14 protein-coding genes are annotated in these 13,524 nt (G+C 38.3%); all 14 read right to left on the bottom strand.

Annotated elements, in window-relative coordinates; translation table 11 throughout:
• Positions 1-21 precede the first annotated feature (21 nt).
• Entirely contained in the window at positions 22-1,242 is a 1,221-nt protein-coding gene (locus tag PUND_RS17485; RefSeq protein ID WP_008115311.1) for a glycosyltransferase family protein, read from the bottom strand.
• On the bottom strand, positions 1,235-2,974 hold the full coding sequence (locus tag PUND_RS17480; protein WP_010388984.1) for an HAD-IIB family hydrolase: 1,740 nt from the start codon (positions 2,972-2,974) through the stop codon (positions 1,235-1,237). The genes PUND_RS17485 and PUND_RS17480 overlap by 8 nt, the downstream gene beginning before the upstream one ends.
• A 148-nt stretch (positions 2,975-3,122) precedes the next feature.
• Entirely contained in the window at positions 3,123-4,361 is a 1,239-nt protein-coding gene (locus tag PUND_RS17475) for a uracil-xanthine permease family protein (RefSeq protein WP_010388985.1), read from the bottom strand.
• A 9-nt stretch (positions 4,362-4,370) separates the two neighbouring features.
• A complete protein-coding gene (gene upp, locus PUND_RS17470) occupies positions 4,371-5,003 on the bottom strand; it encodes a uracil phosphoribosyltransferase (RefSeq protein WP_008466150.1) in 633 nt (210 codons plus the stop codon).
• A 133-nt stretch (positions 5,004-5,136) separates the two neighbouring features.
• On the bottom strand, positions 5,137-6,084 hold the full coding sequence (locus PUND_RS17465; protein ID WP_041709397.1) for a protein kinase family protein: 948 nt from the start codon (positions 6,082-6,084) through the stop codon (positions 5,137-5,139).
• A 180-nt stretch (positions 6,085-6,264) separates the two neighbouring features.
• The gene (locus tag PUND_RS17460; protein WP_240539521.1) at positions 6,265-6,789 is read right to left on the bottom strand and encodes a GNAT family N-acetyltransferase; all 525 of its coding nucleotides are present in this window, start codon (positions 6,787-6,789) and stop codon (positions 6,265-6,267) included.
• An 84-nt stretch (positions 6,790-6,873) separates the two neighbouring features.
• Entirely contained in the window at positions 6,874-7,188 is a 315-nt protein-coding gene (locus PUND_RS17455) for a hypothetical protein (RefSeq protein WP_008466158.1), read from the bottom strand.
• 113 nt (positions 7,189-7,301) lie between these two features.
• The gene (locus PUND_RS17450) at positions 7,302-7,691 is read right to left on the bottom strand and encodes a hypothetical protein (RefSeq protein WP_010388988.1); all 390 of its coding nucleotides are present in this window, start codon (positions 7,689-7,691) and stop codon (positions 7,302-7,304) included.
• 125 nt (positions 7,692-7,816) lie between these two features.
• Positions 7,817-8,203, bottom strand: a complete 387-nt coding sequence (locus tag PUND_RS17445) for a hypothetical protein (protein WP_010388989.1) — start codon at positions 8,201-8,203, stop codon at positions 7,817-7,819.
• Positions 8,204-8,339: 136 nt separating this feature from the next.
• The gene (locus tag PUND_RS17440; RefSeq protein WP_010388990.1) at positions 8,340-8,729 is read right to left on the bottom strand and encodes a hypothetical protein; all 390 of its coding nucleotides are present in this window, start codon (positions 8,727-8,729) and stop codon (positions 8,340-8,342) included.
• 113 nt (positions 8,730-8,842) lie between these two features.
• The gene (locus PUND_RS17435; protein ID WP_010388992.1) at positions 8,843-9,355 is read right to left on the bottom strand and encodes a DUF4410 domain-containing protein; all 513 of its coding nucleotides are present in this window, start codon (positions 9,353-9,355) and stop codon (positions 8,843-8,845) included.
• A gap of 119 nt (positions 9,356-9,474) precedes the next feature.
• Positions 9,475-10,179 (bottom strand): polysaccharide deacetylase family protein, encoded by a 705-nt coding sequence (locus PUND_RS17430; protein ID WP_010388993.1) that lies wholly within the window; start codon positions 10,177-10,179, stop codon positions 9,475-9,477.
• A gap of 240 nt (positions 10,180-10,419) precedes the next feature.
• Complete coding sequence (locus tag PUND_RS17425) at positions 10,420-10,737, bottom strand: heavy metal-binding domain-containing protein (RefSeq protein ID WP_010388994.1); 318 nt, start codon at positions 10,735-10,737, stop codon at positions 10,420-10,422.
• Between the two features lie 323 nt (positions 10,738-11,060).
• Positions 11,061-13,316 carry an acyl-CoA dehydrogenase gene (locus PUND_RS17420; protein ID WP_010388995.1) on the bottom strand — a complete coding sequence of 752 codons (2,256 nt, stop codon included), beginning with the start codon at positions 13,314-13,316 and terminating at the stop codon, positions 11,061-11,063.
• Positions 13,317-13,524: the final 208 nt, after the last annotated feature.

The raw sequence follows: 13,524 nt of genomic DNA, 5'->3' as shown, positions 1-13,524 counted from the left end.
GCCTCGTTTAAGTATACCAATTTAACTGTATTGTTCGTTATCAAGCTCAACGGCTTCTTTTAATCGATCTAGTACATCGGGCATCGCCGAAGCTACACGGTTCCAACTCGGCACAAATGGCGCTTCCATTGGGTTTTCTAAAAAGTGTTGGCCAGCATTCATAATATTTTGTGCAAACATTTCTACCGCTTTTTCTTCTTGGTGAATATCAAGTGTTAAGCCATTCATTAACGCATCATTATGATAGGTTTCAATAAAGTCTAAACCAATGCGGTAATAAGTCGCTTTTAATGAGCGAATGGTTTCGCTGGTAAAGGTAACCCCCTGGGTCGCTAGCTTTCTAAATAACGCTTTGGTTATATCAATAGACATTTTAGAAAGGCCAGCAGTTTGGTCATCTAGCGATAATTCTTGGTGTTTATGATCGTAGTTATCGGCAATATCAACTTGGCATAAGCGGTTATGGGAGTAATTACGGTACATCTCGCTTAATACGCCAATTTCTAATCCCCAGTCACTAGGAATACGAATATCGTTTAATACATCGCGTCTAAACGAAAATTCACCGGCTAATGGGTAACGAAACGAGTCCATATACTCAAGATAGTCTCTGCTGCCTAATATGGTTTTAAACGAGCGTAATAACGGAGTAACCAGTAAACGCGATACTCGACCATTTATTTTTCCATTGGCAGTACGCGGGTAAAAGCCTTTACAAAATTCATAGTTAAATCGAGGATGTGCAACGGGATAAATTAATCGCGCTAATAAGCCTCGGTCATAAGTTAAAATATCGCAATCATGTAGTGCTATTGACTCAACCTCCGCGGTAGCGAGTTTATAGCCCATGCAATACCACACATTACGGCCTTTACCGAGCTCGCGTGGCGCCACACCTAAAGCTTGAAGCTCTTTATCGAGCGCCTGCAAACGTGGGCCATCGTTCCACAACACTTTATGGTTTTGATCGAGCGATTTAAAAAAGTTTAATGCATAGCGATACTGGCTTTCGTCGGCTCTGTCTAAGCCTATAGTTATTTGCGATAAATACGGTACTTGTTGCAGCTCTTTAACAATATTTTGTAAAGCAGGGCCTTCTAACTCACTAAATAATGAAGGCAATATAAGCCCCATTGGTCGCTGTTTACTAAAGCCAAGTAACTCTTTTTCTAAATCGTCTACGGGTCTATTGGCAATGTTATGTAGTGTTGTAATAATGCCATTTTGATAAAAATCAGCCATGTAAACTATACTCCTCAGAACTGGGTAAAATACTGTTAATACAAGGTAGTGCTGTAATTTCTTCAACCCAGCCTAGCGGTGCCGGCAATTGAGAATAGCGCGCTTTGTTATAGGTTAATTTAACTGGCTTTTTACTCTCTGGATTGGTAATGATGATGGCGATATCAGCCTCTTCTAGCATTTGCTTATCGTTTTCACTATCCCCTAGCGCAATAATGCTCAGCGCTTTAGTAAACTGCGTATTAAACTGCTGCACTAACCATTGCTGAGCCATGCTTTTATCGGTATTTTTTCCAATGTGAACAAAGCGCCCGCCTACTTTAACCTCGTAGCCATATACTGATAGCGCATTGATAAATTCATTTAGTTGCTGCTCATCGCCATGCCAGTAGAGCGGATCTGAGTATTGACGGGTTTGTGCTTGCGTTGCTTGTAGCTGGTTTAATCCTGTCATTTTCATTACCTGCTCACTGGTCAGCTCACTAAACAAACTATATTGGTCGCCGTAGTCTTTTTTTAAGCGTTTTAAATCAGTCCATAAATTGCTAATGGGTGCAGCAAACGAGTAACACCAGTAGCCTTGGTATTCGCTGCAGCCAATTGGCCTGAGATTAAAATAATTTTTAGGAATATAAACAGCCGAGCCATTTTCAACAATGAAAGGCTGTGTAATATTAAGCGCTTGTTGCAGTGCCACTACTTCACTAAATGTTTTGCTGGTATTAAATACCACAGGTACACCGCTGTATTGCAGCTCTTGTAATAAGGTATCTACCGCATCGGTGTTGTAATCTCTGTGATTGAGTAATGTGCCATCTAAATCGGTAAAAATGATAGGTTGTACAATACTATCGCTTGTAAGCACCATCGCAGTTACATCTCGATTACTATCGAGCTCTATAAGTGCATTTGCTTTAGCACTAAGGGTGTTGAGGTTTTCACGCGTGATGCGTTCAAAATGAGAAATAAACCACAATAACTGCTCATCGGTCATAGTGCCTGCGCCCAGCCCTTGTTTGGCAATTAACTTGTGTTCTTGCTCTTGGCGCCACGCAAACACATCATCAAAACTCGGGGCTTTGAGCATAATTGTATAATCGATTTTATCAAAAACGGTTTTATATTCATTGGCTAAACAGCTGTTAATACAGCGACGCCATAACCCTTGTTGATCATATGATTTTTCTAGCTCGTTAATAGGCTCAACTAGCGTAAAAGGCTGCTGTGGTTCACTGGCTACACACCACCCTTCTAAAATAACAATATCGACCGGCTGACTATTAGTTAACCATTTATTTTTTGCTACGGGTTCATCTTGTTGCTTATCAAAACGCGGCAGCGGTACATTTACTTCAGTATTTAATAAACGGCTAATGGTGTTATCCATCAGCGCAACATCATGTGTACCCGGAACGCCTCTAGTGGCGAATAAACAATGCACATCTTGCGCTAACTGTTGGCGTTTTTGAGTTGATAAATAAAAGTCATCAATAGAAAGCGCAACACAGTTTAGGTGAGTATTTTGGCTAAACCAAGTTACTAAATAATCACCAAGCGTGGTTTTTCCTGAGCCTTGGCAGCCATTAATCGCAACAAATAAAGGGGCTGTTTTTTTACTGGTTAGAATGTCCTGCGCAATAGCAGAAAAATACTGCTCGCTAATATACTGATATTTCAACGGCAGTTGGTGTTTTACTAAAAAAGCATTTATATCCACACTCTTGATCTCCATGTAACAATCCCTGAGTCAACTATAGGGTATGACTAAGGAAATGCAGTTACTAGACCAATATTATTTATTGTTACTTTTTAGTAGGTTAAAAAAAAAGCGCATTTAAAATGCGCTTTTTTGGTGCAATATTTTTAACCACAGTGCAAACTTAACTCTGGTCGCTCTGTGCTTTGGGTAATACTAAGTTTAATACTATGCCTAAAATAGCACATAAGCTCACACCTTCTAGGCTGAACTCACTACTACCTATGTACATACCACCAATACCACAAATTAAAATAAGTGCCACAATACTTAAATTGCGCGGCTCACTTAAGTCATCGCCCGATTTAACTAAGGTGTTTAAACCAATAACCGCAATAGAGCCAAATAATAAAATCATTATTCCGCCCATTACTGGCACCGGAATGGTTTGCAAACTAGCGCCCATTTTAGCAACAAATGCTAAGCAAATTGCGATAATGGCAGTCCACATCATTACTTTAGGGTTAAAGTTTTTAGTAAGCATTACCGCACCGGTTACCTCTGAGTAAGTGGTATTAGGTGGGCCGCCAAATAAGGATGCGGCAGAAGTGGCTAAACCATCACCAAATAAGGTGCGATGTAATCCTGGTTTTTTCAAATAATCTTTTTTTGTAACTTGGCTAATTGCCATCATATCGCCAATGTGTTCAATAGCAGGCGCAATTGCCACCGGCACCATAAATAATATGGCTTGCCATTTAAACTCTGGTAACACAAAGTTTGGCACAGCTAACCACTGTGCATTACTTACGGCTTCAAATTGCACTATACCCATAAATAACGATAGCGTGTAACCGGCAACAACACCGGCTAAAATAGGTATTAATTTAAATACCCCTTTACCCCACACGGCAAACACTAAAGTAACGAGCAATGAGAACATAGAGATAATAATAGCGCTGTCGTAGGCAATGATTTGTGTGCCACCATCGCCACTTTTACCCATCGCCATATTAACCGCTGCAGGCGCAAGCGCTAGACCAATCACCATAATCACTGGGCCTACCACAATTGGCGGCAAAATTTTATGTAAGGTTTTTGTACCTTTAAACTTCACCAATAAACTTAATAGCATATAAGTAAAGCCCGCCGCCATTAAACCACCCATCGTGGCCGGTATGCCCCACATTTGCACTGAGGCAATAATGGGTGCAATAAACGCAAATGACGAAGCTAAAAAAATAGGCACTTGGCCTTTAGTCACAAATTGAAACAACAAAGTACCTAAACCAGCGGTAAATAAGGCTACGCTAGGATCTAGGCCTGTTAATATTGGCACTAATACCAACGCACCAAATGCAACAAATAGCATTTGGGCACCGGTTAAAATGGTTTTTATAGAAAATGTAGAATTATTTTGCACTGCTAAACCTTAGTAAACCGTACCGAAAATTTTGTCACCTGCATCGCCAAGCCCTGGAATAATGTAACCTTTTTCATTTAAATGGCTATCAACTGAGGCAGTAAAAATCTCAATATCAGGGTGAGCGGCTAATGTTTTTTCAACGCCCTCAGGTGCAGCAACCAGTACGATTACTTTAATTTCTTTACAGCCCGCTTTTTTAAGCATATCAATGGTGGCGATCATAGAACCACCAGTAGCCAGCATTGGGTCAATCACTAAGCTTAAACGCTCATCAATATTACCCACTAGTTTTTCAAAGTAGGGGACTGGCTCAAGAGTTTCTTCGTTACGCTCTAAACCCACTACACTCACTTTAGCCGCTGGGAGTAACGACATTACGCCGTCCATCATACCAAGGCCCGCACGTAAAATTGGCACCACGGTAATTTTTTTACCCTTAATGTGCTCAACTTTAAGTTTATTGCCGTCCCAGCCTGTAATTTCGTTATCTTCTAATTCTAGATTTTTAGTGGCTTCGTAAGTTAATAATGTGCCCACTTCTGAACACAACTCGCGAAAACTTTTCGTGCTAATTCCATGCGCGCGCATTAAACCTAACTTATGTTGAACAAGGGGATGAGAAATAACGTGAATAGCCATAGTAATAAACCTAGTGATAAAAAATTTTACGTATTTTATATTAAAACAGGCCGTTTGACTGTTAATTTTAGTCTTGATTTCATAGTTCGTGCCAAAATATTTAATTTAGCCACAACTATAAAGATTTTTGTGTTTATGAGTTGTTACTCGCTAACCAATTATTTACCTGAGCGTGCATGTAGCTGTTAATCTTTTTGTGCTCTGGGCTCCACCCAAGTAAAAACCGATAAAAGTCTGCCCACGCCACTGGCCATAAATGAGTCCATTGTGTAACAACATCATCAGCATTAATTTGCGGTTGATAGTCACTCAGAGCTTGCTTCAATTGGCTAAAATAATAATCAAGGTAGCTCTGTGAGTGTTTATGAAGCTCAGAATCATCCATACAGCTGGTCATAAAATACATTACATCAATCACCCCAACACCCGCCCCCACATATTGAAAATCGTAACCGAGAATATGCCCTTGGCTATTAGCGGCAAAGTTAGCAAGCTTGGCATCACCATGAATTAACGTTTTATAATCACACTGCTCTAATGCGCCGTTTAACAGTGATGCAGCCTGTTTAATATCGGACTTTTCAGGTAAGTTATTAAATTCATCAGGGCGTGTATCTAAATGCCAATAGCTTCCTTGCGCCCATAAACCATCAAACTTTGTATTTAAATGAAAGGCATGAAAATGTGCCAACCAGTTTAATATGGCTTTTATATTCTCGGTGGTTGCTTGGCTGTACCCCAGCTTTGAAAAATCTTTAAAAACCAAGGCAAACTCATCGCCCTTGTTGATTGCTTTAATGCATTCAATACTTGCTGCTTGCTTAGGCAATTTATGGCTAAATTGCTTATAAAACGCATATTCAACGTGGTAAGAGTCACGCTTTCTATTAAGCGCAAAGCTGCTTTGTTTAATTTTAGGGTGATTAATATGATCGGGTACTTTAATCGCTTTAATCACACAGGCTTGCTCATCAAGTTGGCACTTCACAATTTGACCACAGCCACTCCAAAGCGAGGTTAGGGTTTCGCCAATAGCTATACGTTGAAAATGCGGGGTAAGTAATGGAAGATAAAAAGACATAGCCATATTAGGTTGCTAAATTTTAGTTAGTTTAACATTAGACAGTGTTTTAAAAAAAAGGTCTTAAAACAAAGCTCTTAATAAATAAGTTCATATGGTTTTACACAAACCAGTATATAAAAAACGAATGCTAGTTTTTGAATGGATGGCCAAATTAGTCATACCACAAAAAGCAGCTTGTCATGCGTATTTTGCACAGAACTCTATACAACTTAGTCGCCTACCATTTATAGTTATAGCGTTTACATTTGTATTTATGGCTTGAAAACCAAATTTTTTTAGTACACGCATTGATGCGGGATTATTTTCCAAGACCAACGCTTTCAGCTGAGTAATATTAAATTTACTTTGAGCAATATTTATAAGCTGTGACAAACAAAAACTAGCAGCCCCCTTAGAAGTAAAAGCTTCAGCCACACGATAGCCAACAAACGCTTCATTATTTGAGACGTCCTTAATATTTGCTCGTGCAACTATAATGTTATTTTGAAGTAATACCCCACTATAACAAGTGCCTTCATTCATTTGATTAATTAATAAATCAATGTGCTCGGTAACACCTTTTATTGAATAAAACGACTTAGCTCTAGGCTCAATTAGCGTTTCAAACCATTGCTTATTTTCTAATTCAAAATCTAACAGTTGACTAGCATGATGTTTAGCCAGTTTGTCAAACACCATATGAGCCTCTAATCCTTTCGCCAAACATCAGACTTAAAATTGTTAATTAAATTGATGAGGATGTGTTCACTAGAACGGGGGAAGAGCATTGTCCGTTTAATGTAAATGCTAAATACCGTTTGTTACCGATAAGTATTTGCTTTTACCGAAACTGACATAATAAATAGTTAAAAAAAGCAATTTGAATATATTACTACCAAAAGAATTTTTAATAATAATTCCTTTGTCAGTAATTGAGGCTACAGGAAAAGTTTGGCTTGAACACCAATCTATTTTCGCTTGAATAGTTTTAGTTGAATCAGGGATGTTTACTGTTTGCGTAACCCCTCTTTTTATAGTGGCAACTTCTACGTCATCCGCAAACAACTTATAGTCTCTCGCCATATCTACAAATTGTTTTGGTCTAAAAACTTGAATATTCATCTAAACTCCATTTAGGTATTTAACCCCCCATTAGAGGCAATAAAATAGTTGGTTAAAATAAGCGACGTAGAAACAAAAGCCAACTGTTTTGTCCTGCTTAATGTGTTTGTTGTCTAAATAAAACTATAAGCAAGTAACCCTACGCCACCCCCTAAACCAAATATAGAGAAGTTGCGTAATATATAGACTTTTTTAGAGATATCATAAATAGTTTTACCTTTTGTTAATGACTCAACTATATAGTCTTGAGCAATTAAAGAGTTAAGAATTGAAAAACAAAAACAACCTAAAGGAATATAAACCTTTGAGCCTAAGGTAAGTACTTTTAATTGAATAAGTATAACAACAGCACCTATTATTGCAGATGATAGCCATGCATACTGTTTTAACAACTCAAAATGTAACTCTGTTGTAATTGTTTCATTTTGGATTTTATTTTTTTCTACACTTCGAGATTTCTCTATACTATCTTCATTATTTTCGACTTGAACTGATTCTTCCATAATTAGAATAAAACTCCATATTTTGATAAAAACCTAAAGCCCGCATAATGGGCTGATAATTGTTGGCTAAAGTGTATGTAACGAAGCTGAGTCAACTGTTAGCAGTTCCGCGCTTAAAGCGCCTGTTATGTACAGTTGTTGACTGTTGCTAAACCTAAATCTATATTTGCAACAATGTAGCCATACTCTTTCTTAGTTAACTTTTTAGCCTGATATTGTTGCTTAGCTAATTCGTGAGTCCAAGCCTGTTCACATGAGGCTAAGGGAATAGCTGTATCAATCATTAAAAGGTGTTCTTCCTGGATCACACCGCCTTTTTTAACAATGCTTTTAGCGCAAAGGCTTAAAGCATATTCAACAGCAAATTTATCAACACTTGGCATACCTACAAATTCTACATCACAACCAAGTTTCTCATTACCTTTAGCATCAATATAATAAAGCTGGCCTGACGTAGTACAACCAGATATAAATAAGATGATAACGAGTAATAAAATATGTCTGATATTCACTTTGCCTCCTTGTGCAAATAAGCCCGTATAAAGGGCTAAAACGTAACGGCGATTTAGTTAAACTTGGCCAAGCCCAAACTCAATCCCCGTGTAGTTTTGATATCCTAGCGAGATTGCGAGCATTTTGATGTGTTTGTTATTTGCCAGACCTTGAATAGATTGATAGCAAAGGAAACTTACTTTCACCAAAGTTGATGGTTAACGATAGTGTCTCATCTGCTTTGAATGATTGTAAAAACTCCAATGGTGCAATTCGTTGCCCGTCTGCAACGATAGCCATTAGGTGTTTATTAGTTAGACTTCTTCGACCTGATGCCATATTAGTCAAGGTTACTACCGCCCAACGCTCACCAGAATCATTACTCATTAATACAAAATTATTTACACTAAAATCACTCTGCTCTGGCTGAATGTTTGATTCATTTGGGAAGGCCAAATCAAAACTATTAGGTACAACTCTATCAATAGAAAGTACCTCTTCACTTGAATGGGCACAAAATGTACAAACCAGCAATATCAAAGACATCCTTCTCAACATAAGTTCTCTCCTAATTTCATATAACACCTTACAACAGGTGCTCATGGGAGCGTTTTGGCCGTTGTTTGGCCAACTAGCATTTGTCCCTGCCTGATTGCTTGTTAGCTATTCTTTGCACTTGAATTGATGATATCAACTATCTTTTTAGACATAGCTTCTAACTGTCTAGAAGTTGTAGCACCGAATATTCCTTCACTAAACTCTGAACGAGTGTCTAGTTGCGATTCACTAACTATTTGGTTTGTGGATAGGTCTACGAGCTTAACGTTTAGCATCAATTCGGCATCACCTACCATTACACCTGCCATAAATCGACCAAACCCTGAAACATAACGAAAATGCTCTATTGTTATTTCCACGGAGATATCAGCCTGATTAGATGAGTTGCTTGGTATCAAATTACCTTTGTAATCTGTAGTTATTAATGTATTAAGTTCAGTGATACTTTTAGTTAAATCTCTACTTTTAGAGATTGAATTAGATGAGGATATAGCTACTGATATACTATTTGGTATGGCTCCTTGCTGCATGTTCGATGTTTTTACTGATTGCTTAATGTTTGCAGCACAACCCGCAATTAAGCTTACTAAGATGATTAAAATAAAGTTCTTCATTGAATGCTAAATTTCCTTGAATAGCTAACACTTTGCTAAGAGGCTAAAATGGTTGGCTGGCTTTTTTGCGGTACTTTGCAAAAAACGAGCAAACTGTTTTAGTCCTTTTAAGCACCTTGTTATGCGCTACTGCCTATTAATTCAGATACTGTAACAAAGCGATAACCTTTATCTTTTAACTGCTGAACAATTAAAGGTACCGCAGCCATTGAATTACCTCTAGATTTAAACATTACATGTAAAAGAATAATTGACCCTGGCTTAGTATTTTGGACAACGTAATCGGATATATCACTTGCACTAGCATTTTTATCTAAATAAGTTTCAGGCTCCACATCCCACGTAACGGTAGTTATATTATTATTATTTAGATAATAAGGTAGCGAAAACAATTTTTTACCATAAGGTGGTCTAAAATGTATTTCACCTTTATAACCTGCCTCTGTAATTAACTCATTAGTTTTTTCTAGCTCATCTGCAACAAAGTTATAACTTTTCAAAACCATACGTTGATGAGTATATGAATGGTTTCCAACTTCATGACCTTTATCAATGATATTTTTTGTTTCTTGAATGTTTTCTTCTATAGCTTTGCCGACTAGGTAAAAGGTAGCTTTAATTTCTGATTCATCTAGGATTTGGAGAATTTCTTTTGTTTTAAGTCTAGTCGGACCATCATCAAAAGTTAATGCGACTACTTTTTCAGTTGTTTCTACTCGATCTATAAGGTTACCAAAAAATTGAAATTTTTCATTCTTACTCAGCTGCCATAAAGCAATAAATATGATCAGCACTAATGCTGATAGTTTGATTATTTTACTCATGCAGACTCCATTTGCGCATAACAATTTTATAGTGTGCTCATCGCGCATATCTCTGCCAGCGCCCCACTAATATATTTATTAATTTCTTTTTAACAAATAAGTTAACACATTGCCAACTTTAAACTTTTAGTCAGGCTGTTCTTTTAATACAGTGCAGAAAAGAGGAAAGCGTCCTCATTTCTTGGCTTTGGAAGAAAACACCAAAAATGCCAAGCGTTTCGAATCTGCTTAAATTGTTTGTTATGTTCGAAGTTTAACGGCTGTGCCAAACACTAATATTTCTGATGCCCCATCAGTAACTGAGCTAGTTGTAAACCGTATTCCTACTATTGCATCGGCATTTAACTTTTTTGCATCTTCTATTAATCGTTCTAACGCTACATTTCGAGCTTCCATCAACATCTCGGTATAGCCTTTGAGTTCGCCGCCCACTATTCCTTTTAAACCAGCCATGATATCTCGACCAACATGTTTAGACTGAACCATGTTGCCATTAACTATGCCCAATACAGCTTCGATTTCTTTACCAGGAACAGTTTCCGTTGTCGTATAAATCATAATTTTTCCCTAAAACATAACAGCTTATTAAACACCACTTTGGGGGTTATAACCCTCAAAACGGCGTATATTACATACGCTTAATAATTCCACTAAACAACTCTAATGTAAACAAGTAATTACGTAGGTTATTTACCACCCATTGTTAAAACACACTACAACAACGTTTAATAATGTTCTGTACCATTAAATTAGTCGTCATTAGTTATGAGCTTAAATCACACCCATAAAAAAGCCCCGCTTGATGTTACTCAAGCAGGACTCCACACTAATTTTGTATCAATAAAAGCGCCTAAACTGCAGGCGCTTTGCATTATTGAATTTTATTGGTTAACCACGCTTTTAAGCGGATTAACTGGCTGTGCGTTGTCGTCTAGGATGTTCATATCGAAGTCGAACTCATCAACACGAATCGCTTTTTCACGCTTTTTGTTGTAGTCACTTAACTGAACAAATTCAGCGTCGTTAATTACTTTGGCAGCAAGTGCATTTTCAAGTGTGATTGAAAAACGCGTACCCGGCTTAAAGGTTTTAGCACGTAGCGCTTTTTTCACTTTAGCTAATAGCTCAAGTGACGCCATTTTAGCTTTGTAAGCTTGCTCATTGATGTGATGACCATCACCTTCAATTGGCTTAACTAAATGCGTGATTTGCGCTTTAAATGCCGTATCAAGCTGAGCTTGTTTTGCTAATTCACGAATTAAATCATCGCTAATTTTTGGCATTTTAGTTGAGTAGTTCATAGTAATGAAACGAATGAACTTACGAGTACCACTTGCAGGGAAGTTGTCTAAGAACTTGTGCAATGCTTCTTCTGCACTTTGTAGTGCAAAACGAGTCGCATAATGGAAGTAAGGAGCCGCTTGCTCACGCTCGCTGCTTGCTACTTTTTGCTCGTAATACTTAATAGATGCCATAGCTGCATACAAGAAGCTCATTACATCGCCTAAACGTGCTGAAAGCATTTCAGCTTGCTTTAATTTACCGCCAAGTACTAGTAACGAGAAGTCAGCATAGACAGCTAATTTAGCTGATAGTTTTTGCACTGCTTTTTCGTAGTCACGTACTTCTGGTAATGCTGAGTTTGCACTCGCGGTAAACGGTAGCACACCTAAGCGGAAGGCTCGTAAGCTGTTTGCTGTGCTGTAACCAATTGTTTTACGTAAAATACCGTTAAATTCTGCATCTGCGTTTTTGTCATCGCTGTGGATAGACTCAACCATAGACTGTAGATATGGGTGACAACGCATAACACCTTGACCAAAGATCATCAGGTTACGAGTAAGAATGTTTGCGCCCTCTACCGTAATGGCAATTGGCTGCGCCACATAACCGCTAGCAAGCGTGTTTTGAGGACCATTCTGAATTGCTTTACCCGCTTGAATATCCATTGCTGAGTCAAGCACATCACGGCCAAGCTCTGTCATATGGTATTTAGCGATTGCAGTTACTACCGATGGTTTTAAGCCCATGCCTAAACCTTCAGTTGTCAATACTCGCATTGCTTCTTGTAGGTATGTTTTACCTGCAATGTCAGCTAGCTTTTCTTGAATACCTTCAAATTGGCCAATTGATAAACCAAACTGTTCACGCACTGCTGCGTACTCAGAAGCTGATTTAAATGCAACTTGTGCTGTACTTACACCCAATGCTGGTAATGAAATACCACGACCTGCGCCTAAACAGCTAACTAGCATTTGCCAACCGCGACCGATGTTTTTCTGACCACCGATAATAAAGTCCATTGGTACAAATACTTTGTTACCACGTGTAGTACCGTTGTAAAAACGGATACCCATAGGATCATGACGGTTACCAAGTTCTACACCAGGGTGCTCTTTTGGAATAAGTGCACAAGTAATACCTAGGTTTTCTTTGCCACCCAATAAACCATCAGGGTCAACTACTTTAAACGCTAAACCAAGTACAGTAGCAATTGGTGCGAGTGTAATGTAGCGCTTGTCCCATGTAATTTCTAGGCCAAGTACTTCTTCGCCGTTGTACATGCCTTTAGTTACGGTACCTACATCAGGAATACCGCCGGCATCAGAACCTGCTTCTGGGCTGGTTAATGCAAAACATGGAATGTCTGTACCATTTGCTAAACGTGGTAAGTAATGTGCTTGTTGCTCATCTGTACCGAAGTGAAGTAGTAACTCACCTGGGCCTAACGAGTTTGGTACCATTACAGTTACCGCAACAGCTGAACTTTTCGTTGCAATAGTACCTACAATTGTTGAGTTAGCGTATGGGCTGAACTCTAAACCGCCAAACGATTTAGGGATGATCAGCGAGAAGAAACGCTCTTTTTTCAAAAACTCTAAAATGTCGTTTGGTAAATGAATACCATTTTGAATGACTGAATCATCAATCATGCCTAGTAGTTCTTGTACTGGACCGTCTAGAAACGCTTGTTCGTCTGCGGTTAATTTTGCCGCAGGTACATCGCGTAGCGCGCTAAAATCTGGTTTACCTTGGTAGATAGACCCTTCTAGCCATACATCGCCAGCGTCTAGCGCTTCTTGCTCAGTAACTGAAATACTTGGTAATACTTTTTTTAATTTTGTACGTAAACTCATAACGAACTCATCCGACCAGATAAATAATACCTACATTACGTCATAAAAATCGGTTTAGATCAATTACTCTATTCAATTAATTAACAGTTTTTTCAATTTATTTTCTTTACCTGAACGTAAACTGTTGAAATAAAAAGGCTTACACATGTACGCTGAATTATTATTTTTTTTGTTAAAAATTTAATAATTCTGGTTGTTGGCGCCGCAA

Origin of the sequence: Pseudoalteromonas undina (assembly GCF_000238275.3) — a bacterium.
GTDB lineage: Bacteria > Pseudomonadota > Gammaproteobacteria > Enterobacterales > Alteromonadaceae > Pseudoalteromonas > Pseudoalteromonas undina.
This window is presented reverse-complemented; position numbering and strand designations above follow the sequence as displayed.